The sequence below is a fragment of the Thermococcus piezophilus genome, from assembly GCF_001647085.1.
Taxonomy (GTDB): domain Archaea; phylum Methanobacteriota_B; class Thermococci; order Thermococcales; family Thermococcaceae; genus Thermococcus; species Thermococcus piezophilus.
Genome location: NZ_CP015520.1, coordinates 468,248 through 490,530, shown reverse-complemented (window position 1 = coordinate 490,530; position 22,283 = coordinate 468,248). Strand labels below are relative to the sequence as shown.

Sequence of the window (22,283 nt, the reverse complement as noted above, 5' to 3'; positions counted from 1 at the left end):
TTCGTTTTCGCTATATGCATCACCGCTAATAATAGTCACACACCCGCATCCTCCCTTGATAATCGTGGGAAACGTTCCGGAGGGCTTTGTCACAGAACCCTCCGAGACATACGCCGTCTAATTCTACATCGCCGAGGACTTTGGCATCAAGAACATCACGGCCTACTACAGGATCAACGGGGGGTGGATGGAAACCCGCTTATGTAAAGACAGCAGCCGGAGAGAACTGGACGATTTATCAGTCTATAATAGACCGTTTCTACGATGAGAGCCAGAACTTCTATGTTTTTTACCGCAAGTTCAACCTTCCGGCTGGGGCACCGGGCACTAAGATTGAGTTCAAGATAGAGGTCATCGACGTCGAGGGCCACGTATCCGTCAGACCCGTCTATGCCTACTACGTAGTCAATCCCTTCGGGCCAAAGATTATCATCGTTGATCCATCCGTCGAGACCATGGCTTTCGAGCGCTCTCTACCCTCGCTCATTGAGCAGTTCAACAGCTCCAGCGAGTTCTACCACAACAACCTCTCTGACTACGAGGCCATAGCCGAGCCTCTGACAAAAATAAGCCCTTGGATGCTGAGCGAGCACCACTGGGAGATGCTTTCTGAGGATTACAACATCAGGATCGTCTCTCCCGGGGAGCTCATTGAAGCCCTCTGCGAGTTCAAGCCCGAGGTGATAATCCCCATCCAACCTATGGCTTCCCGAGTGAGGCCTCTCAGCTGACGAGATGGTTGCTCTCGAGGGCTACCTCAAAGCCAACCACGCGGGCCTTATATTCACCCACGGAAGCCTCCTAGATGCCTTGAACTCACAGCACATCGGAAGCCTCGAGAGCTGGGAAGAGCCGAGCCTTGCGAAGATGGTTGGTCTTGAGATTCTTCCCATAGCGGAGAGCGCCAGGAAGGTCTTTAACCTGACTGATGTTCCAGCTGTAATTCCCTACATCAGTACGGGCTATTTCCTCGTCCTTTTGAGGGACGGCCCGTTCGCTGGAGGCAAGCTCGAGACCAATGTCTATTCTGCCGCCGGCTGGCAGTACGTCCTCCCATCCCTCCAGTTCGGAATAGCGAAGAGGAGCGTGATGCGCTTCGCCAATGAGAACGGCTTGAGGATGTGCGAGATGGGACAGAGCATGGCCAACCTGACCAGGCTGACGTTCAACTTCTCCTTTGCGGCATCTATGCCCCTAGCCGAAATCCTCACCGGGATGAGCCTCTCGGACGACGGTATTTCCCTGGGCTTTGGAGACTCGTCCGTCAATCTGACTCTTGAGAGGCCAGTCTTGGAGCGCATAAGGCTCCTCCACGCGGTGAAGAAGTACCTGCCAGCGCTCCTTACATACACCGAGGATTACAGCGGTATACTGAGGAGAGATGGTGAATACCGGGCCGTCTACACTTCCCTCGAGCTTGAAGCTGGAGGAGATGCAGAATTCTCCATCCTCGAGGAGCTTATTAACTGGACGATTGACTACCAGCCGCTTCCTGCCCCTGAGGACGTCGTGCTCGCCAACGATATAGGCTGGGACATAAGAGGGGACCTGCTCGCTTCCCAGCTTGAGGCCCTTGGCCTCTCTGTGGAGTGCGTCACTGCCAACGAATTTGAGGTATACAAAGAAAGCCCAATAGTTGTAATCCTCGGTGGCCCGGAGGCCTACGACGGCGTTGGTTCCTATGTGCAGCAGGCTCTAAGCTTGGAGGAGCAGAACGCGATAATAAACGGCGAGGCCGGGATGTTCATCAAGACCAATGTCTGGAAGAACGGGCAGGTCGTGATAGTCCTAGCTGGTCAGGACAGGTGGGGAACGAGTAGAAAAATAAAAGCCTACCTGGGGGGTCTGGACTCGGCTTACGCTGAGCTGCTCGCGGAGTTCAGCGAGGCGGTTTCCTGACACCTTTTTCTGCTTTTACTCCAGCGGACTTCTTCCGTATTTGAGAAAGACCCTAAGCTCCGGTGACTCCCTCTTGATTATGTTCAGCAGGGCAGCAAGCTCGGCCTCGAAGGCCCTCTTCTCGATCTTCACCCCCTCGTGCGCTCTCTGGAGGGGTCTGAAGTAGCCGTTGCTCTCGTGCCAGAGGATTCTGCTCAGGAGCTCATCGTTTATGGGTTCGTTGCTCTGGAGGAGGTAGATGACGCCACCTTTCATGGTTCTGATGTAGGCCATGTTGACTCCCCTGTCTAATGCGTCTTCTATATTTTTGAAACGACCCTCTAAAACGTCTGGAATAGAGTGTTCAACCTTGACCTTTTCGGGGAAAGCATAATACCCAGCTATTTCTCCTTCAAACTTCATGTGAAGGTAAGCATCCAGGTACGGAACGTCAACGACGTCTATTCCGAGTCTCTGGGTTATCCTTCTGTTGTAGAAGCTTTTTGCAATGTAGACAAGATCCATTTCCAAAAGCCTGTCGAGGGAGTAAAGATATTCGAGATAGCTCAGAACGACGTGTATGGCTTCTCTAATGTCATCAAGGACAATCGTTCTACAGAATTTCCTCTTCACATCTTCGAGGATATCTTCCACTTTCTTTCCTATGTTTTTCTCAAGGTATTCGAGAGGTATTGGTATTTTCTCTGGAGCGGTTTCACATGATGGTATTTTGACCTTTTTCGCGTAACCTATGAGTCCCTTCTTGAGGTATCTTTTCATAAATGTCTCCACAAAGTCATCCGCAAGAATAACGCCCTCGGAGAGACGGTTTTCATTTTTCAGCTTTTCTTGGAGGGATTTGTAGTGCATTTCCAGCTCGGTCAAGAAATCGTCCACGAGACGCTCAAAGTTTTCATCGAGTATTGCTTGGAGAGCGTTTATGTCCTTGACGCTCTCCGGATAAACCGGCGGCCTCGTGAGCGAGCCGGTCAGCGTTCCGTCCATCATAATGTAGTCAACCTTCCCAAGCTCCCCTGCTAAATAGCCGAGCTTGTTCTCAAGCGTTCCCATCTGAAGGCGGATAATCTGATCTGAAATTCCCTGGTTGTAGAGCATCGCGTTGGTATAAACGAGCCTGTAGGGAGGACCATTGCCAAAGGCATAGGATGAGACGGCGTAGAATATAGTCCCGCTGAGCCTTTGCTTTCCCTGGCTCCCATCGATGGCGTAAACCGTGCTTCTGACCTTCTCTTTGGGAAGCTCACGCCACTCTATATCTTTCAGCTTGTTCTGTGCCTCCGCGTAGCCCCTTTGGAGTATCGCTTTGATCCTGTCCACACTGGCCCTGTCTATCAGCCTGTAGCTCATTCTCACACCCCCAGCTCTACTTCCTTTGCCACGGAAACGCCGTTCTCGAGGCTTACCCGTATCACCCTGTCGGCAGCATCTTTAAGCTCCTCGTCATGCGAGACCACTATGACCTGCGGAATCTTCCTCAGGTAGCGCTGCATTATGTCGACCAGCCTTCTGCGCCTCTCGTCGTCGAGGTAGGGGGTAGGTTCATCGAGAATAAGGAGTGAAATCTCTCCTGCGAGGTAGAGAGACAACGCCAGGCGGAAGGCCAGGCCTAGGGCAATCCTTTCGCCGCCGCTGAGAAAACCGAGGCCGTATTCCTTTCCGTCATAGACGACACCGAGCTTGACCTTATTTTCCTCGGCCTTTACCGTTACGCCCGAGTACTTCTCCTCTGTCAGCTCCTCGAATATCTCACTCGCCAGCTCTCCAACCTTGGACAGGGCGTCCTCCTTTAGCATCGCTTTGTAATGCCTCACTTTCTCCCTGAGGTTCTGCACCCGCTCTTTAGCTTTCTTCAGCCTTTCTAGCTCCTTGACCTTTTCCTCTCGTCTTTTCTTCTCTTCCTTGAGCTTCCTCAGGTTCTCCATGGTCTCGTTTCGTTTGTCCTCCAGTGCTTCGAGCTGGGTCCTCTTTTCTGCGAGCCTTTCTTTCAGTTTTGTGAAGTCTTCCCTTAGCCTGGTGTGCTCCTTGACGCTGTAGAGCTTTTCTTTCTCCTCGAGCTTATTTTTGGCACCTTTCAATGCCTGTGCCTCTTTCCCGAGTGTTTTCTTAGTCATCTTGAGCTCCCTAAGGCTTCTCTCGAGCCTTTCCTTTTCCCTCATCAGTTCACTTGCGGCAGATTTCAGCTCGAAATATCTCCTGTGGGCGGGCTCGAGCTCTTTGATCCTGCCGTCGAGCTCCTCTAGGCTTGAAAAGCCAAGTGTCCCGAGTCCTTCCTCGAGGTTCCTGAGCCTGTCTTCTACATCTTCCAGCTTCTTTTCAATGATCCTCCTCTTCTTTTCGAGGGTCCTTGCCTTTGCCAGCTCTTCCCTGATCCCCTTGAGCTCACCTTCGATTCTGTCCAGCTCGCTCTTCAGCTTCTCGTATTCTTCCGCCCCTTTCTCAAGCTCTTCGAGGTCGTATTCTTTGAGCCTCTCCTCAAGCTCCTTAATCTGCTCCAGGAGTTCTTTCTGGGAGAAGAGCTCGCGCTCCCTCCTGAGGATGACCTCAATCTCGACCAGCTCACGCCTGAGCTTCAGTTCCTCCTCATCGAGGGCCTGGAGCTCCTTCGAGAACCCCTTAAGCTCGAGGGTGTATTTTTCCATAAGCTCTTTCCTGTGCTCCTCCGTTAATTCCCTCCCGCAGACGGGGCACTTTCCGCGGGCCTTTTTAAGCTCCAGAATGGCATTATTGCGCTCCTTGACTTGGCTCTTTATCTCGCCTCTCCTCGAGCTTATCCCCTCGAGCTCCTTCGCTATCTCCTCCATTCTCGCTCTGGCACGCTCTATCTCTTCGGCGAGCTTTTTAATCTCCTCTGGCTTTAGCTTAAGTCTCTTTCTTAGCCTTTCAAGGTTGGTAGTTAGGCTTTTGACCTCTTCATAGGCTTTGGCGCTCTTTTCAAGGCTCTTGAGCTTCTCTTCGAGATTCCTCCGTTTCTCTTCGAGCTCTTTGAGCTTCTCCTTAAGAGCCCCAAGCTCTTTCAGGCGCTCGTCTATGCCTGAAATCTGGGCCTTATAGCTCTCCACCAGCTTCTCGCTCTTGGCTTTCTCTTCGGCGTATCTCCTCCTGAAGTCCACAAGTCTGAGGTATTCCTCTGCATTCTCCTTCAGCCCTTCGAGTTCCCTGACTTTCTCTTCGAGTTCCTTAACGCGCTCTTCGCTTTCCTTTATTCTTCTCTCCAGCTCCCGGAGCTTCGCTTCGAGGGCTTTTACGTTTCCTTCCTTTCTTCTGACTTCCAGCCTGAAGAAGTTGATTTCCTCTGCAAGGGCGTCGAGCTCCTTAAGTTTCTTTTCAACTTTCTCGAGCTCTTTTCTCAGCTTTGGAATCTCCGGCGAGAGTTCATTTATGGCATTAAGGGTTTCGGCTAGCTCCTTCTCCATACCTTTAATTAGCTCGTCTATGTTCTCGGTGCTCTTGAGGTAGCCCTCTATGGATTTTATCCGCCCTTCTATTTCCTTTCTGACCTCGAGAAGGTTTTTGTATGCGTTCTCGTACTTGTCAAGGCCGAGCACTTGCCTCACGACTTTATCACGGCTTTCGTCGCTCTCCAGGATGGCGTCTATCTCCCCCTGGCGAATGTAGATAGCGTTGACGAAGACATCGTAGGGGATGGCATTCTCCATCCATTCCCTGACATGCTTCTGACCGCTTTCAAGGGGCCTCCAGGAGCTTCCGTCGTGGTACTTGACGAAGGCTATGCCCCTGGTGATGTTGCGGTGCACCTGATACCTAACCCCGTCATTCTCGAAGAAGACGGTTATCTCCGTTCCAGTCCCGCCTATCCGGAGGAGGTCGTCCTTTTTGAGGTCCTTGGGCTTGGCGGGCCAGTAGAGACCCACCAGTAGGGCATCGAGTAGCGAGCTTTTTCCGGAGCCGTTCTGGCCGACGATGAGGTTTATCCCGCTCGTGAAGGTCACCTTTGTAATCTTGTGCGAGCGGAAGTCCTTGATTAGAATCTTCTCAACCTTCATTTTTCACCACCGAGCCACGCGAGAAGGTCGGCCCCTTTCTTTGGCTTTTTGACGGGTTTATCCTTCTTTTCGACTTTCTTTGGCGGTGCGTCTTGTCCCTCTTCCACCTTTCTATCAACTTTCCCGGTTCTTTCCTCAGATTTTTCCTTCCTGCTATCTTTTGGCTTTTCAACTGCCCTTTTCTTTGGTCTCTCCTCCCAGCCCTCACCGAGGAAAAGCTCAACAACGGCGTCAACCGCTTCGAACTTCTTCTCTCTAGTTAGCTCTATCGCCTTAAGCTCCACTGGAAGGAAGTATTCCTCTGGCTTCGGGAGATTTCTAGGCTTTCCGGCCTTGAGCTTCCTCTCGAAGCGCGTCCTGATGTAGATGTAGCGAACCTTCAGGAGCTCGTGGAACGCTGAGACATCGAAGGGTCTTTCCCACTTCAGGTCAAGTCTCACGAAGGCCTCACCCGGTATCTTGGCGCCCAGCCTCTTGATCTCCTTCTTGGCAGTTTCCTCATCTGCCTCTATCTTGATGTCTATGAAGGGCCTTATCTCTAGGGGGATGAATCTCGGCTCGAAGTCCTCGACAATGTAGAACCCCTTCTTGCTTCCGGCCTTTGCCCTGAATGCCCTTCCATCCCAGCGGTATCTTATCTCATAGTCGCTGAAGTCCCAGCGCTGGAGTGAACCTGAATAAACGAGCTTTCCAGTATCGTAATTCGTTTCGAAGTTCTTGTGGATGTGGCCGAGGGCGTAGTAGATGTAGCCCTTTGGTAAGTCCTCCATCTTCAGCTCGAAGTAGTCGCGCTGGCTCTCTGGGATTAAACCCACCATCCTCTCGATGAGCTCTTTGATGCCCTGGTGGAGCATGAGGATTGCATCTCCCTTTGGCTTGAATATGTCGCTCAGCTTATTCCTTTCGAGCCAGGCCGCGCTCATGTACTTTATCCCGTGGATTTCAATGCTCTGATGTCCTTTCTCAAAGATGCCCTTGACGAGGAACTTATTTCCAAGGCGCTCGCTGGTTATGTATTCATTTTCGACCTTCTCCTCGCGCAGGCCGACAAGATGGAGCAGGCCAAGGCTTTCGAGAAGGTGGTAAGTGGAGATCCTCCTCTGGGTTCTGTCGTGATTGCCCTCTATCGCGAAGACTGGGATACCCATTTCCCTTGGCAGGTTCAGGATTTCTATGGCCTCCTTTATCGTCTCCGGACTGGGCCTGCTCTGGTGGAAAAGATCGCCAGCGATGAGTATGAAATCCACCCTCTCTTCAACGGCCTTTTCTATTGCCTCCCTGAAGGAACTGGTGAACTCTTCGGCCCTATAAGGAAGGCGGTACTGCTCAAAGCCCAGGTGCGCGTCCGCTATGTGGGCGAACTTCATTCCCATCCCTCAGAAGTCTATCTCAATCTCCTCTTCTTCGTACAGCTTTTCTTTCTCCCTCTCGAGCCTCTCACGCTCTGCCCTTTCTTTCCAGCGGCTTACAACGCCTATGTCTTCCCCGCCATAGCCACCACCGAGGGCCTTGAAGTTGTGTATCTTGACGAGCGCCGGGAGGCTTATGGCTTGGCCTACTATAACGGCCTCACCCTTGCCGAGGGAAGCTATATCTCCGAGCAAATCGGAACTCAGCTGCTCGCTCGCCCTCAGGACGTAGTCCTGATCCTTTGGATTGACGATGCGGAGGATTATCTTTGTGTTGGTCTGGCTGAGGACATCCTCGTTGAGCTTGTTGGGTCTCTGGCTTACTATCCCAAGGCCCACCCCGAACTTCCTGCCCTCTCTCGCTATTCTGCTCAGTATCCTCACCGCGTCGTTGTGTTCACCATGAGGTGCGAAGATATGCGCTTCCTCCACTATGATGAGTATAGGCTCAGCCAAAGCCGGGCTCTTGTTCTCTATCGCCCTCATCGTGCTCTCGAACTTCTTAATTTCCTCCGCCGTCTTTGAGTTGGGGTTCTCTTTCAGGTCTTCTCTCAGGCGGAGGATGTTCTTTCTGGCCTGTTCGTAGTCGACCCTTGCTTCGAATATCTTCTCGAGGAGTTTACCAACTACAACCTTCATTTGGCCCTCATCCAGCGGGCCGAGGTCAATCACGTTGGCCTTTCCTGGCTCTATCTGGGCTATCAAATCCTCACTTGTTAGTAGGGAGCCGTAATTTCTCAGGAAGCGCCTTATCCTGTAAACGACACCCCTTAGCGTTTCGATCCTCTCGCTCTTGAGTTCCTCGGGTATGTAGCTCTCCTTCCCCTCGTCCCAGAAATAAGCAGCGCGGTTCATTATCCACTCGGTTATCGTGCTCATAAGGGCCTCTATGAGCTCCCTTCCGCCGAGAGTTGGGTTTTCGTGCTTGACGGTCTCCCAGGCTTTAGCTAAAAACTCCCTCTGTATTGTCGCGTTGCTCGCTATCTCGATTAGGTCAGCCAGCTCCTCGCTGTCCATTTCCTCGGGCATTATTTTGGCTTCTATTAGCTTGACGTATTTTCTACCCGTTTCAGGAAGCCTTAGCTTTACGTAGTCGCCGTGGGGATCAAGAACCACAACCGTTCCGCGGAGCCTGTTGGTTATCTCCCCTATGAGAACCGCCACAGTGTTTGATTTGCCCGCACCAGTAACCGCTAAAACTGCGAAGTGCCTCGAGACGAGCTCGTCGGCGTTGAGGTATATGGGAACGTCCTCGCGCAGGAGAAGGTTCCCGACCTCGATGAATCCAGGGCCGCCGTAGTAGATTGCCTTAAGGAGCTCGGAGCTGGCCCTGTAGACGGTGTTGCCGTTCGGTATCGGCACGCGGTTGGGGACAATCTCCGCTCGCTCACCGTTTATGATGACCCTTCCAAGCACGCGGACGTTCACTATCAGAGCCTCGTTCTCGCCTATGCTTTCACCGTACTCCCATATGTCCAGTTGGAGGGAGTGGTAGGTGCTTTTTCCTTCGCTGAGGAGCCAGTTTATGTTCTTCAGTCCCCTTATCGTTCCAATGACCCACTCGACATCATCGCTCCAGCGGCAGTTTCTCTCCTTCGCTTCTTTACAGAGCTTGGCAACGACGAAGTCTCCGAACTTTAAATTGGCATCGGGCTGAGCATAAAACTGGAATGAGTTGACGGTCGCTTCACCAGTCACTATTCCAACGGCCTCTTCTTTAATCCGCATAACACCACCTGTCGAGTAGGTTGGTTTTTCCAGGCTATAAGTTTTACTCAACGGGATAGTGGAAGTGAGGAGAATGGCGGCAATCAGCCAGGAATCCGGTCATCATCCCTGGGTCAGGTTCGAGAGTGCTCATCACGCCCGGGTGGCCACCGCTTAGAGTTCCCTCAAGCCTTAAAAGCTTTGACTCGTAGATTCTAACATGAGCGTCTTCACAACGGAGCTGGGCGGTAGAATCCCCCTATCAAGGGTGGTCATAAGGCCCGCCAAGCTCTTCGACATGCCTGACATAGTGAGGATAGAGCGGATTTCCTTCCGTGAGCAGTACCCGAGGGGTGTCTTTTTAGTATTCCTCGAGAACAATCCCGACACATTTCTCGTCGCAGAGTACCACGGAAAGGTTATAGGTTACGTGATGGCCTATCTCAGGCCTGATTTGGAGGGCCACATAATGAGCATAGCGGTTGATCCAGCGTATCGGGGCAACGGCATAGGTTCCACCCTTCTGAGCGAGGCGATAGAAAGGTTAATAAAGAAGGGCGCGCGCTACATAGGGCTTGAAGTCCGCGTGAGCAACGAAAAGGCGATAAAGCTCTACGAGCGCTTCGGCTTCAGGAGGATTAAGCGGATAATAGGCTACTACGCCGACGGCGAGGATGCATACTACATGCTCATGCCGACCGACGAGTGGGGTGGGAGGAATTGAAGGGGCCGATAGAGTTTAAGCTCAGTGGTGACAGGGTCTTCAGCGAGAGGGAGAAGGCAATAAACCAGCTCCACAATAAGCGCTATTTCGGTGAGGTCATCAACGGGAAGCTCTTTCTTTCGCTCATAGAGGCGGCATACCTGATGGAGAGGGGTAAGATAAAGGTTCTTGACGGCGATAAAGAGCTCTCCTTTGAGGAGCTCTTTGAACTCGGCCGGAAAAAAGACGACCAGTTCGATATCAAGTACCTCGTTTATAAGGACCTGCGCGACAGGGGTTATGTCGTCAAGTCGGCCCTTAAGTTCGGCTCCCACTTCAGGGTTTACCGGCGCGGAATGGACGAGCACTCCCAGTGGCTGATATGGGTCGTCCCGGAGAACCTCCGCTTCAGCCCTAACGATATAACGGCTCGCGTGAGAGTTGCCCATGGCGTCAGGAAGAACATGGTCATGGCGATCGTTGATGAGGACAACGATGTCGTGTATTATAAGATTGAGTGGGTGAAGTTCTGAAAAAAAAGGAAAGAGATCTCTAGCTTAGTTGTCAGAATTTATGCATATGCCTGTTCTTGGATTACAGGGTGGGACTGGGGATCTGCCGTCGGTTATAATGCCAAACACAAGCGGCACGCTGACCTTTGGCCCGTAACTATTTACCTTCACCCCAAGAACGCTGTACATTGCGTAGCAGCTCTTTTTGGGCTTGACCTCGACATTGTATAATGCCATTGAACCTGCGTTCATGTACTTGTGGAATCCAAACGTTAGGCTGAGCGCGCTGGCCAGTTTTCCAAGGGTGGGATTTATACCCGCAAGGTACTTTCCGGCGGCATAGCCTATTGGGATGCTCAGGCTGGAGCTCGATGAGAAGACCTCACTTTGGGATTGTCTAACATAGACGGCACTCTCCCAACTCCCGGCACTTATCCACTTCCTTTTCCACTCCGCTTCTTTTGAGATGTTCCAGATGCTGGGGTTGTGGTGATCCTTGGAAGGTTGTTCCCCTGCGACTCCGTGAAGTAGGTGCCCCTTGTGGAAGACTCCCTTATCGTATACTTTCCGGTGCTGTGGATTTTGATCGGGTACGTTTGTGCCATCTCTATGTCCACATACCTCCCCGTGAGCTTGTCGTACGCTGGAACCTTAGCGTGAGCCACAATGTACTCCACCTTGATGTTAAGATACCTTTCCCAGGTGTCTGAATTAACTGTCAAGGGCCCCAATGAATGATAGCCTATATCCAGTGCCCAGCCTTCGAAGTGGTGTCCCTTGGATACGCTAAGCACCGCGAAGGGCCCAACGTCAATTCCAATCGTCCAGTAGCTGTAGGTACTCCTGCTGAGCACGAGAACCCAGTCGAAATTCATCTCTTCTGCGACTCTGTTCTCTATTTTTAGTCCCATCACTGAGACCCATTCGTTGAAGGTTTTTGATTTTGCCCTACTTTCAAAGTACAGATCCCATTGGGGGTTAAGGCAGTATCTGCCTCCGAAGTCTATCCAGCCCCTTGGGCACGAGCCGATGACTTCAACCTCTCCCTTCAGGTTTAATATTCCCTTTCCGTCGAGTTCAACCCTGCTGGATGTTAGGCTTTTGATCCCCAGGTTTCCGTCTCTGGTAACGTAGAGTATCAGAGGGGTTGGTGGGGCGTAGAGAGCCTCTTCACCCGTCGAGAGTTGTCTAATCCATTCCTGCCTTGGCACCTTCACAAAGGTTGGGAAGAGCTTTCCTGCTTCCCCTTTCCTGAGAACTTTAATGCTCCCATTGGGGAGGGGATAGTAGATGATGTAATCACCGGAGCCTTCTATTTTGTATACATCGTAACCAAGGATTCTGGTTACGGAGTCTTCGTTGCCTGCGGTGTAGCTCAAGGCCCCTGCCGCGGTTCCTCCGAGGAGGATCAACACTATTAGCAAAGGTTTCTTACTCACCATAGAAAGTCATGTGCCAATTACTTTATGTCAGCTTATAAAATTTACTATTAAAATTCAAAAAACTGACAGATCGCTTATAATGAAGAAGAAAAGAAGAGAGGAAAAATCACTTCAAAAATCCGGTTTTCTTTCCGAGGTCCTCGAAGGCATCGATGACGTACTGCAGGTCCTCCTTGCTGTGGGCCGCTGACGGCTCGAGCCTTATTCTGGCAGTTCCAAGCGGAACAGTCGGATAAACTATGGCCTGCGCGAAGATGTTGTACTCCTCGTAGAGCCTCTTTGAAAACTCCTGCGCCAGCTTCTCGTCGTAGAGCATGACCGGGGTAATCGGGTGCTTGGTGTTGCCGAGGTCGTAGCCGAGGTCTCTCAGGCCCTTCTGGAGGAAGTGGGTGTTGTCCCAGAGCTGTCTGACAAGTTCGTCGCTCTTCTGGAGTATCTCAACGGCCGCTATTGCCGCGGCAACGTCAGGCGGGTTCGGAGCGCTCGAGAAGAGGAACGGTCTTCCCCTCTGTTTTAAGTACTCGATGGCCTCCTCCGGACCGGCAACGTAGCCACCTATGACACCGAATGCTTTACTGAGAGTACCCATCTCGAAGTCAACCCTGTCGTGGAGCTTGAAGTGATCCACTATACCCCTTCCGCTGTCTCCGAGGACACCCTCACCGTGGGCGTCGTCGATGTAGAGTATCGCATCATACTGCTCAGCTAATTCTGCCATCTCAGGGAGCGGGGCAAGGTCTCCGTCCATCGAGAAGACACCGTCGCTGACGATGATTTTCTTCTTCTTGTCCTTGTTCTCCTCCAGCCTCTTTTTGAGGTCTTCCATGTCGAGGTGTTTGTAAATGACCTTTGGAGCGCCGCTGAGGCGCATTCCGTCGATTATGCTCGCGTGGTTGAGTTCCTCGCTAATGAATACTCCATCCTCGCCCTTCTTGAGGAGCGCACTTATAGCTCCCAGGTTGGCGTTATAACCGCTCTGGAAGAGTATAGCAGCCTCTCTCTTCTTGAACTTAGCCAGTTTCTCTTCGAGCTCCACGTGGAGCTCCATAGTTCCGGCTATGGTCCTAACCGCTCCGGCACCAACACCGTAGTCGAGAATGGCCCTTATAGCGGCCTCCTTAATCTTGGGATGTGCAGCAAGGCCGAGGTAGTTGTTGGAGCACATGTTCAAAACTTTCTTTCCATCAATGACAACCCAGGGCCCCTGGGCGCTTTCGAGCTTCCTTATGGTCACGTACAGCCCCTTGTCCTTAAGCTCCTGAAGTTCTTCCCTAATCCAGTCGAGCTTCCCCATGAGAACCACCGCTAGAAGTTGGACATTGAGGTATAAAAGCTTTGCACTAATCAGTTCAGTACATTGGTCCCAGCGGGAAGTTGACTTCTCTAGCAGAGGGGTAAATCAGCCTCGTGCTTGGCACGCTCAAGCAATTATGGCAAAAGGCTTAATACCCTCGTTGCCCATTAAACCTTTAGGTAAGGTGGTAACCATGCGAGAGGAAGTTCAGGAAGTTAAAATCCTCGAAAAGCCGTGGGTTGAGAAATACAGGCCCGTTAAGCTCGATGATATAGTTGGTCAGGGGCATATAGTCAAGCGCTTAAAGCACTACGTTAGAACCGGTTCAATGCCGCATCTGCTCTTCGCTGGTCCTCCCGGCGTTGGAAAAACAACCGCAGCACTATGTCTTGCTAGAGAACTCTTCGGGGAGCACTGGAAGCATAACTTCCTCGAACTCAACGCGTCGGATGAAAGGGGCATCAACGTCATCCGCGAGAAGGTGAAGGAGTTCGCGAGAACTAAGCCAATAGGCGGTGCAAGCTTTAAGATAATCTTCCTCGACGAGGCGGACGCTTTAACCCAGGACGCCCAGCAGGCGCTTAGGAGAACAATGGAGATGTTCTCAACCAACGTGAGGTTTATACTCAGCTGTAATTACAGCAGCAAAATAATCGAGCCAATACAGTCGAGATGTGCCATCTTCCGCTTCAGGCCGCTCAACGACGATGACATAGCAAAACGCATCAAGTACATAGCCGAGAACGAGGGGCTTGAGCTCACTGAGGACGGCCTTCAGGCGCTCCTTTATGTCGCTGAAGGTGACCTCCGGAGGGCAATAAACGTCCTTCAGGCGGCAGCAGCTTTAGACAGAAAGATAACCGACGAGAACGTCTTCCTCGTTGCGAGCAGGGCGAGACCGGAGGACGTACGTGAGATGATGAACCTGGCTCTGGAGGGCAACTTCCTCAAGGCCAGGGGAAAGCTGAGGGAGATACTCCTCAAGCAGGGCCTCAGCGGTGAGGACGTTTTAATTCAGATGCACAGGGAGGTTTTCAACCTGACGATCCCAGAGGACAAGAAGGTCGCTTTGGCGGACAAGATAGGCGAGTACAACTTCCGGCTCGTCGAAGGTGCGAACGAGATGATACAGCTCGAGGCTCTGCTCGCTCAGTTCACCCTGATGGATAAGTGATGCCCAATGCCGTCTTTCGACGTTCCCTGGGTTGAGAAGTACCGTCCGAGAAGGCTGAGCGAGATAGTGAACCAGGATAAGGCTTTGGAGCAGGTAAGGGCTTGGATAGAGGACTGGCTGCACGGTAATGCACCGAAGAAGAAGGCTCTCATCCTCGCTGGGCCTCCGGGGACGGGCAAGACCACCACTATCTACGCCTTGGCCAGAGAGTACGGCTTTGAGGTCATCGAGCTCAACGCGAGCGATGAGAGGACCTACGAGAAGATAGAGCGCTACGTCCAGGCAGCCTACACGAGGGACATCCTCGGAAAGAGAAGGAAGCTGATATTCCTCGACGAGGCCGACAACATAGAGCCGAGCGGGGCCAGGGAGATAGCCAAGCTCATCGATAAAGCCAGGAACCCTATAGTCATGTCGGCCAACCACTACTGGGAGGTCCCGAGGGGGATAAGGAACAAGGCTCAAATCGTTGAATACAAGCGCCTGACCCAGAGGGACATAATGAAGGCCCTCATAAGGATTCTAAAGGCAGAGGGTATAACCGTTCCGAAGGAAATCCTCCAGGAAATAGCCAAACACGCCAACGGCGACTTGAGGGCGGCAATAAATGACCTCCAGACGGTTGTCTCTGGTGGAATCGAGGATGCCGAGGAGGTCTTAGCTTATCGCGACGTGGAGAAGAGCGTCTTCCAGGCTTTAGCCCAGCTGTTCGCAACGGACAACGCTAAACGCGCCAAGCTGGCCGTTCTGGGCGTTGATATGTACCCCCACGAACTCCTCCAGTGGATAGACGAGAACTTGCCCTACGTCTACTACAAGCCCGAAGATATCGCGAGGGCCTATAAAGCGCTCAGCAGAGCTGATATATACCTTGGCAGGGCTCAGAGAACGGGCAACTACTCGCTCTGGAAGTACGCCACTGATATGATGACGGCTGGAGTCGCCGTTGCTGGAGTCAAGAAGAAGGGCTTCGTCAGAATTTATCCCCCAAAGACGATAAAGCTTCTCACGGAGAGCAAGGAAGAACGCTCGCTCAGGGACTCTATAGTGAAAAAAATCATGAAAGAGATGCACATGGCCAGGATGGAGGCCCTGGAGACGCTCGAGATCATCAAGTCGATATTCCAGAGCAACCCAGAGATGGCTGCGCACTTTACTGTTTTCCTCGAGCTGAGCAAGAAGGAGGTTGAGTTCCTGACCGGAGACAAGGAACTGGCCAGGACAATATGGGACAAGAGCCTCAACATCCACAAGAAGCTGAAGGAGGCGCGGAGCGAGCTGGAGGAACACGTCAAAGCTGCCGTGGAAATCATGGAGGAAGCCAAAGGGGAGGTAACGGAGGAGCCAGAGGAGGCCGAAGAAGCTGAGGAGCTCAGCGAGGAGGAGCTTGAGAAGGCCGAGGAGGAGATAGAGCCCCTCAGGAAGGAGAAGAAATCTGACAAGATAGACAAGCCCAAAAAGAAGGGCAAACAGGCGACTCTGTTCGACTTCCTGAAGAAGTGAACTTTTCATTCTTTCTCCAAGATTTTTACATCTGCACAGACCTTGAAGACGTGGGGCTTGAAGTCGCTGACCTTCTTTATCCTTACCTCGCATTCTTTTCCCAGTTTCTCGCATTCCCTTAGGATTCTTTCCTTGAAGGCGCTGATTTCGTCCTCGTGGACAAAGTCGTAGTAGTGGAGCCATCTCTCGGCCCTGCTCAGGGTTAGAGCTAGGGCATCCACTCCCCTCGGCGTTGGGCTTATAACGCGGTTGAACGTTGTCAGTTTTGGAAGTATTTCAAAGGCATCGCCGTGGATGAACTCTATCTCTCCCTTGAGATTTTTCCTGTTGAGTTCGAGGTTCTCAATGCCGAGCTTGTAGGCCTCTTTATTCAGCTCGATGGCCGTTATCTTCACCGCCTTATAGCTAGCTATAACCAATGCGTAGGGAAGGACACCGGCGAAGGGTATCAGAATCCTCTCGCCGTCCTCGACGAGCTGAGCCAGTCTGTATCTCTCTCCCTTCATCCGCGGGTTGAAGAAGGCCTTGCTTAAATCTACCCTCAGCATTACTCTGTTCTCCTTGTGAACCGTGGCTAAGCGGTGCTCGCCCCAGATTATTGAGTAGTCGCGAATTCTAAAGGCCCCCTCGTGGAAGCCCTTCCGGGCTATAACCTTCAGGAAGGGATGGACTTTTCTCAGGCCCCAGACGATGTCGTCAACACGGTGCTCCAGCTCGGGAGGGATTTGGGTTACGGCTATGTCACCCACAACGTCGTAGCGCCTCAAGTGGGCGAGCTCCTCTGGAGTCAGGCGCTCTGCTAAAACGCTCTCCAGGTTCTTGTAAATCTGCCTCTCAGGCCTAAGTGGAAGGTCAACAGCGAGAACCTCGTAGCCGAGCTTCCTCACTTCTTCCGGATTCAAAACCGGTAGAAGAACGAGCTCTCCTTCCCTTTTGGGACGTCTTTTTCCATCATAGAGACCGAGCCGTTTAAGCTTACGTTTAACCGGATCTGCTTCCCTCTTTGGAATCGCTATCGCTGGCATTCCCCTCTCCCGTTTGTTCCTCACTTTTTCTGCTTTTAACCTTTGTTTTTCCAATTAACTTGTCCATGTCCTCTCGGGTTATGCTCCCAAAGAACGCCTTACTGGATAGTATTTCCTCAACTTCCTCTATATCGGGCTTTTTGAATTCCTTGGCAAGGATGGTGAACTGTTTTTTGTCCAGGATTGAGGGTGAGGCGAGGACTATCATGTAAGCACCGTTAACGAGTGCGTAGTCCCTAAGTGTGAAGAGAAACTTTGCTATGGCATTGAACTCCACGTAGAACATTAGGTATTCTATGCCATCTATGTAAATTGCACTCCTGTCGTGATTCCTCATGAATTTCACGGATTCCTCTCTGAGGATGTGCAAACTGCTTGGGTTAACGGCATGCTTATGAGGTACTCCGCTGAGCCATAGGAATTTTTCGGGATTTATCCCGAATTTGTGCGTCCAGTCGTCCTTTGGTCGTCTGCTGATGACAAAGATTGGCACGTTCTCACGCTCAAGGGCCTTCAGGAGAAGTTTGGCTTCTTCAGTTGTTTCAACGAGAAAAACGTCTGACTTCTTTATTCCTGTCTCTCCAGTGAGTTTTTTGCCATATATACCCTGGGTTTCTTCCTCTAGGTATCTAATGGACAAAGCTACCAAGAACAAAAATCCTGTGATGAGTACAAGTTCAACCAGCAGAAATAGCCCTTCCCCGAGAAAAGCCATCAGGATCATCGTGGTCCCACCGGCAAACCCAAAGAGCACCAATGCCACTTCAAGCCCGGTAATAAATCGTCTAGTGGGACTGTCTGCGAGGCCATAGTAACGCCTAGCTCTGAGTATCCCATAGGCGGTTACAAGCAGGAGCAAAAGCCCCACTGTGAGGGGCAGGGGATTGACTTCCATCGGGTCACCATTATAGTTTGGGATGAAGTAGTATTAAACTATTTCCAGTATGGTTCCCTCAATCTTATTGCTTTCTTGAAAATCTCAATGAGCTCCTCGTCGCTGGCCCCGTTTCTGAGGGCGGTAGCGAAGTCGATAAGGTCGTTCTTCCTAAGTAAACACGTCTTGAACTTTCCGTTGGAAGTTACTCTAAGCCTCGTGCAGTTGGCGCAGAACATTGTGTTATGCATCGAGCGAACTACTTCCACCTCTGCGATGCCATGGTCTGTTGGTATGAAATATTTCTTCCTTCTGTGCATCTGCCGTTCCTTTGTCTCAATGGCCATCTCCTCCAGCTTTTGCTCCACTGGTTTTAGTGGGAAGAAATACTTCCTGAAAAAGTTCGTCTGGGTCATCTCCTTTGGAGCTTCCAGCTCTATCAGTTGGAGTATTACCCCTGTTTTGGCGGCGAACTCTATCATATCCCATATCTCGCCGTCGTTGAGGCCTTTCATCACTGTCATGTTAAGCTTAACCGGGCTTAGGTACTTTACAGCCTCGTCTATACCCTCGAGAACCGTGTCAAGCATATCAACGCCTGTTATGCGCTTGTAAACCTCTGGCCTTAGACTGTGAAGGGAGACATTGACCCTGTCCAGTCCTGCCTCCGCTAAGGGCTTCGAGAGCTCCTTAAGCCGGCTCCCGTTGGTTGTCATGGAGAGGTCGGCCACGTAGGGCTTTATGCGCCGTACTATTTCCAGGATGTCGTCCCTAACTGTTGGTTCGCCTCCGGTGAGTTTCACCTTCTTTATCCCCAGGTGGGAGGCTATTCTAACCAATCTCTCGATTTCAGCTGGAGTGAGCTCTAACCTCGCGTTGAAGTGCTGGCCCTCTCTATGGCAGAAGAAGCACCGGAAGTTGCAGTCCTTCGTGAGGGAAATCCTGAGGTTAGTCACTGGCCTGCCGAAACGGTCGAAGAGCACCATCTTTAAGCACCCGGGATAATTAACCATCTGGCTTAAAAAAAGATTTTGGGTAAGTACTTTCGTTTAATAAACTCTCATCGAAAACTACAAGTAGGTGAAATGGGAAGATAATCCTTAGGGGGTTTTCCGCATGAACGTTGAGGAACTTGGGAGTAAGCTGTCCCGTCTTGAAGCCCTTCACGCCGAATTTGAGCGTCAGTTTCCTTCCATCTATGAGGAGAAGGATTATGTGGCTCTTCTCGAGAGAATCAAGGGGCTCTACGCACTGTCCAGAGAGAAGCGGGAGATAGCCTCGGCACTCTACCGTGAGCTTGCATACATTGGTGGAAATGCCGAAGAGCTGGCAAAGGAGATTCACAGGAACGAGCACCAGATGAAGTTTCGCCTCGAGGAGGTTCTGTCGCTACTGGCGAAAACAACCGATTATGACGCCAGGCTTAGATTGAACACTGTTCTGGACAGGCTGGTTCACTTTCATAGGATTTATGACTACGCGGTGAGCAAAGCGCTCCAGGAACTTGCTACCGAGGTTGAGGGACTGACCCTTCTAACCGAAGGCGAAAAAGAGAAAAAGGTGCCTATGAGTATAATGGACAAGCTTAGGAAAATTGAGGAGCTTGAGGTTGAGCTCGGAGTCATGAGGCGCTTCATATTTCGGCTTTACTATCATCCTGGTGACGTTCATAAGGTTGAAGAGGCCCTGAAGGACTGGCATTTGAGGGGCCTGCTCTGGGTTGAGGCGAGAAACGTTGAGAAGCTCAGCGGCGTCGTGAACGCTGGAGAGATACTCGAGGGACTCACACTCATTGGGATAGTGGAAAAGAAGATGAGGGGTGGTGAAAGTGTCTACAGACACAGGAGTTTCAGTTCGGGTTAGGGGCATCTACAGCACAGCCTTGACCAAAGTGCTCCTTGACAGGGGCTTTGGTATCGTCCAGTCGAGCCAGAAGATCGTCGAGCGCTTCAACCTCGACAGAACCTACGACGAGTTTGATGTTGACATATACGACAAGAAGGATCACCATGGTGTTATTCTCGTCGGAACAAAGGTTGAGGAAGTTAGGAAAGTTCTGGAGGAGGAACTAATAGACGTTTTCTTTAGAAGGCTTCCCTATCAGATCTACGGTATCTACAAGGGCATGGTGGTTAAACGGGATGAGCGCTACGTCTATATCGACATAGGGAGTGCTATCGGAACCGTCGTTGCAGAGGAACTTCCGAACGTTATGGAGGGCGATGAGGTTCTCGTTCAAGTGAAGAAGCACAACCTCCTGCCGCACTTGAGCGTTACACTGACCATCCCCGGCGACTACGCCGTGCTGATTCCAAAGCCGATAGGGGCGCAGAGGCACGTCAAGATTTCAAGGAAAATACGCGACCAGGGTGAGAGGGAGAGGCTGAGGATTCTCGGGCTGAGCATAGGCCTCGGTGAGTGGGGTATCCTCTGGAGGACGGCCGCTGCCTACAAAGACTGGAACACCCTCAGGGACGAGATAATAAGGCTCTCAAAGCTCGCGGACAGGCTCAAGAAGGCCGATTCATACACAGCTCCGTCCGTTATAATCGAGGGAAGGAACATCTACGAGGTCGAGTTCGGTGGAGGAGCCAAGAAAAAGCTGGACGAGATAAGGAACAAGATCGTTCCGACGGTCGAGGGCCACCACCAGCTCAAGGCCTACGATCCCGAGCTGAGCTTCGCCGTCGAGATAGCTGAGGGTATTCTGAGCAAAGTCCCGTCCCAGAGGGAGAAGGTGAAGCAGGGCCTCTGGGAGGCGCTGATAGCCAACAAGGGTCCAAGGAAGGGCTGGCTCTTCAGCCTTGAACACTACAAACCCGACGGCCAGAGGATAAGAATCGGACCTGGCGAGATAATGGAGGTCTCAATGAACCCCTTGAAGGTGACCATGAAGCGCCATCTAAAGCCGGGTAAGGTCTACGACGGCCTAGACCTGCCGATAGAGTTCGGCGACTACGTGATCACTGAGATAGAGGCCGGAAAGTGGTGGTTCGTCCACAGGTACTACGACAGGAACGGCAACCTGAAGGGCGAGTACTACAACATCAACACTCCAGTTGAGATTTACCCGGACAGGGCGCGCTACGTGGACCTCGAGGTGGACATCGTCAAGTGGCCCGACGGCAAGAAGGAAATAATAGACAAGGAGAAGCTCACGGAGCACTACGAGGAGGGCATTATCACGGAGAAGCTCTATCGGGCCGTTCTGAGGATAACGCAGGAGGTCTTTGAGAAGGTCTGAGCGTGGTCTTTTTATGTCTCTCTTATTATAAACCGCAGTGCAAGTAATAATTCCCAGAAATGGCGATGGTAAGGATTCATGAAGTCAGAATGGAGTGAGGTTGCCCTCTTTCTTGACTTCCCCAGTTTCAAGCGCGTCCTCTATGCCCTTCTCCGTTATCCTGAAGTAGACTATTCCGCCCTCTGGCTTAAAACGGTGCCTCTCAAGGATTGCAACCCTTAGCCCCGGCGTGTTCAGCTTGTCCAACCTCAGTATGTCCTTGCAGCGGTAACCGAGGGTGTGCTCGGCCACCGGCTTGAGCCTCTCGGCGCGGGAGTCGAAGTGCACCTGGTTTATGACGATGACTGGAATTCTGTTCTTCCTCGCGAGCCAGAGGAGAACCTGTAACTGCTTCCCTAATTCAGCTGTCAGGTTTTTCCTCTGCTCCTCGACGCGGTAGTGGGCGGTTATAGAATCAACGACGATGAGGGAAAACGTTTTGTCAATAATCCTCTTTAGGCTGCCTATCGTTCGTCTCTGCTCCTTGAAGTCACTCGGTGTGAAGAGGATGAATCTATGAAGAGTCTCGCCGGGATCAAGACCCCACGCTGAGGCCATTTGAGCGAGCCGCTCTGGAAAAAAACTTCCCTCTGTATCAATGTATGCGACCTTCCCTCCACTCAGAAGTCCGACCTGGAGCGCCAGCGTAGTTTTGCCAGTTGCAAAGCTACCATAAACCTGTGTTAGAACCTCGGAGGCTATGCCGCCTCCTAATAGCTCGTCGAGTGATTTGACCCCCGTGGTCAGCATCAGGGTCACCGCTAAAGTGAGAGCTCCTCGTAGAACTGGAGGGGTTTTACCACAGCCCAAACACGCCTCTTTCTCAGCTCGTCCTGGAGCTTCTCGACGCTGCCCCCGCCGTAAACCCCGTAGTGCATTGGAATAACTATCTTTGGCCTGATGTCCTCGATGATTTGTGTGGCCTCTCGCTCATTTGCCGTTGAACGGCCGCTTATGGGCACCATCAGCACATCGATATTTCCTCGGAGCCTCTGAAGGGCCGGAGCTGAATAGGTATCTCCGGTGTGGAATACCGTCTTGTCGCCCTCTATCAGGTATCCAAGCGGGTACTGGCTCGAGGGGTGCTCCATGTAGATCGCCGTAACTTTAACCCCGTTGTCAAGTTCGAGGGTTTGACCCTCTTCAATCTCCTTTACCCTGGTTACGCCATCGCTGATAGCCATAAGGTAGACTGGCTTTGGCCCTATGACCGTCGCATTGCGGAGCCTTGAGAGCAGCTCGACCTTTCCGTAGTGGTCACTGTGCTCGTGGGTTATGAGGATGTAGTCAACCTCACCAATTCGGTCATCGTCAACCTCAGGGTAGGGGTCGATGAGCAGTCTCACGCCGTTGGTCTCGACCCAAAAGCACGCGTGTCCGTACCAGATGATCCTCATCGGTAATACCTCCAGAGAGTGGGTTCGGTGAGGTAAACTTAAAGTTTTTCATTGTTC

20 protein-coding genes are annotated in these 22,283 nt (G+C 51.7%); 8 read left to right on the top strand and 12 right to left on the bottom strand.

Annotated features, from left to right (window positions below; all coding sequences use genetic code 11):
• Positions 1-140 precede the first annotated feature (140 nt).
• Positions 141-731 carry a hypothetical protein gene (locus tag A7C91_RS11560; protein ID WP_234394441.1) on the top strand — a complete coding sequence of 197 codons (591 nt, stop codon included), beginning with the start codon at positions 141-143 and terminating at the stop codon, positions 729-731.
• A gap of 4 nt (positions 732-735) precedes the next feature.
• Positions 736-1,899 carry a hypothetical protein gene (locus tag A7C91_RS11555; protein ID WP_234394440.1) on the top strand — a complete coding sequence of 388 codons (1,164 nt, stop codon included), beginning with the start codon at positions 736-738 and terminating at the stop codon, positions 1,897-1,899.
• 15 nt (positions 1,900-1,914) lie between these two features.
• On the opposite strand, the gene nurA is transcribed toward A7C91_RS11555, so the two are convergent.
• Genes nurA through herA form a run of 4 tightly spaced genes read right to left on the bottom strand, consistent with a single transcriptional unit; the run spans position 1,915 to position 9,040 of the window.
• The gene (gene nurA, locus A7C91_RS02725; protein WP_068664691.1) at positions 1,915-3,246 is read right to left on the bottom strand and encodes a DNA double-strand break repair nuclease NurA; all 1,332 of its coding nucleotides are present in this window, start codon (positions 3,244-3,246) and stop codon (positions 1,915-1,917) included.
• Positions 3,247-3,248: 2 nt separating this feature from the next.
• Positions 3,249-5,903 carry a DNA double-strand break repair ATPase Rad50 gene (gene rad50 / locus A7C91_RS02720; RefSeq protein ID WP_068664689.1) on the bottom strand — a complete coding sequence of 885 codons (2,655 nt, stop codon included), beginning with the start codon at positions 5,901-5,903 and terminating at the stop codon, positions 3,249-3,251.
• On the bottom strand, positions 5,900-7,270 hold the full coding sequence (mre11, locus tag A7C91_RS02715) for a DNA double-strand break repair protein Mre11 (protein WP_068667377.1): 1,371 nt from the start codon (positions 7,268-7,270) through the stop codon (positions 5,900-5,902). The genes rad50 and mre11 overlap by 4 nt, the downstream gene beginning before the upstream one ends.
• 9 nt (positions 7,271-7,279) lie before the next feature.
• A complete protein-coding gene (gene herA / locus A7C91_RS02710; RefSeq protein WP_068664687.1) occupies positions 7,280-9,040 on the bottom strand; it encodes a DNA double-strand break repair helicase HerA in 1,761 nt (586 codons plus the stop codon).
• 199 nt (positions 9,041-9,239) lie between these two features.
• Between herA and rimI the strand changes: the two genes are divergently transcribed.
• Both rimI and endA read left to right on the top strand, forming a co-directional pair.
• A complete protein-coding gene (rimI, locus tag A7C91_RS02705; protein ID WP_068664685.1) occupies positions 9,240-9,743 on the top strand; it encodes a ribosomal protein S18-alanine N-acetyltransferase in 504 nt (167 codons plus the stop codon).
• Positions 9,740-10,255: a tRNA-intron lyase gene (endA, locus tag A7C91_RS02700; protein ID WP_068664683.1), complete on the top strand. Its 516-nt coding sequence runs from the start codon at positions 9,740-9,742 to the stop codon at positions 10,253-10,255. The genes rimI and endA overlap by 4 nt, the downstream gene beginning before the upstream one ends.
• A gap of 24 nt (positions 10,256-10,279) precedes the next feature.
• Here the strand turns inward: endA and A7C91_RS11550 are convergent, their stop codons facing one another.
• From A7C91_RS11550 to A7C91_RS02690, 3 genes are all read right to left on the bottom strand, one after another.
• Complete coding sequence (locus A7C91_RS11550; RefSeq protein ID WP_234394439.1) at positions 10,280-10,471, bottom strand: hypothetical protein; 192 nt, start codon at positions 10,469-10,471, stop codon at positions 10,280-10,282.
• 194 nt (positions 10,472-10,665) lie between these two features.
• Positions 10,666-11,676 (bottom strand): hypothetical protein, encoded by a 1,011-nt coding sequence (locus A7C91_RS02695; RefSeq protein WP_234394438.1) that lies wholly within the window; start codon positions 11,674-11,676, stop codon positions 10,666-10,668.
• Between the two features lie 106 nt (positions 11,677-11,782).
• Positions 11,783-12,970 (bottom strand): glycine C-acetyltransferase, encoded by a 1,188-nt coding sequence (locus tag A7C91_RS02690; RefSeq protein ID WP_068664681.1) that lies wholly within the window; start codon positions 12,968-12,970, stop codon positions 11,783-11,785.
• Here A7C91_RS02690 and A7C91_RS02685 point away from each other — a divergent pair.
• A complete protein-coding gene (locus tag A7C91_RS02685; protein ID WP_324609504.1) occupies positions 12,969-14,144 on the top strand; it encodes a replication factor C small subunit in 1,176 nt (391 codons plus the stop codon). The two genes, A7C91_RS02690 and A7C91_RS02685, sit on opposite strands and share 2 nt — an antisense overlap.
• Before the next feature lie 6 nt (positions 14,145-14,150).
• Positions 14,151-15,647 (top strand): replication factor C large subunit, encoded by a 1,497-nt coding sequence (locus A7C91_RS02680; protein WP_068664677.1) that lies wholly within the window; start codon positions 14,151-14,153, stop codon positions 15,645-15,647.
• A 5-nt stretch (positions 15,648-15,652) separates the two neighbouring features.
• On the opposite strand, the gene taw22 is transcribed toward A7C91_RS02680, so the two are convergent.
• Genes taw22 through moaA form a run of 3 tightly spaced genes read right to left on the bottom strand, consistent with a single transcriptional unit; the run spans position 15,653 to position 18,529 of the window.
• Positions 15,653-16,672, bottom strand: coding sequence for a tRNA (guanine(37)-N1)/4-demethylwyosine(37)-methyltransferase Taw22 (gene taw22 / locus A7C91_RS02675; protein ID WP_068664675.1), 1,020 nt, complete (start codon positions 16,670-16,672; stop codon positions 15,653-15,655).
• The gene (locus A7C91_RS02670; protein ID WP_068664673.1) at positions 16,629-17,567 is read right to left on the bottom strand and encodes a DUF835 domain-containing protein; all 939 of its coding nucleotides are present in this window, start codon (positions 17,565-17,567) and stop codon (positions 16,629-16,631) included. The genes taw22 and A7C91_RS02670 overlap by 44 nt, the downstream gene beginning before the upstream one ends.
• Before the next feature lie 38 nt (positions 17,568-17,605).
• The gene (moaA, locus tag A7C91_RS02665; protein WP_199920126.1) at positions 17,606-18,529 is read right to left on the bottom strand and encodes a GTP 3',8-cyclase MoaA; all 924 of its coding nucleotides are present in this window, start codon (positions 18,527-18,529) and stop codon (positions 17,606-17,608) included.
• A 133-nt stretch (positions 18,530-18,662) separates the two neighbouring features.
• Here moaA and A7C91_RS02660 point away from each other — a divergent pair, with 133 nt between their 5' ends.
• Both A7C91_RS02660 and A7C91_RS02655 read left to right on the top strand, forming a co-directional pair.
• Entirely contained in the window at positions 18,663-19,409 is a 747-nt protein-coding gene (locus tag A7C91_RS02660) for a hypothetical protein (protein ID WP_068664669.1), read from the top strand.
• A complete protein-coding gene (locus A7C91_RS02655) occupies positions 19,375-20,790 on the top strand; it encodes an Rne/Rng family ribonuclease (protein WP_068664667.1) in 1,416 nt (471 codons plus the stop codon). The genes A7C91_RS02660 and A7C91_RS02655 overlap by 35 nt, the downstream gene beginning before the upstream one ends.
• Before the next feature lie 84 nt (positions 20,791-20,874).
• On the opposite strand, the gene radB is transcribed toward A7C91_RS02655, so the two are convergent.
• Together radB and A7C91_RS02645 are read right to left on the bottom strand one after the other, a co-directional pair.
• Complete coding sequence (radB, locus tag A7C91_RS02650) at positions 20,875-21,579, bottom strand: DNA repair and recombination protein RadB (protein ID WP_068664665.1); 705 nt, start codon at positions 21,577-21,579, stop codon at positions 20,875-20,877.
• Positions 21,580-21,590: 11 nt separating this feature from the next.
• Complete coding sequence (locus A7C91_RS02645; RefSeq protein WP_068664663.1) at positions 21,591-22,226, bottom strand: MBL fold metallo-hydrolase; 636 nt, start codon at positions 22,224-22,226, stop codon at positions 21,591-21,593.
• Positions 22,227-22,283: the final 57 nt, after the last annotated feature.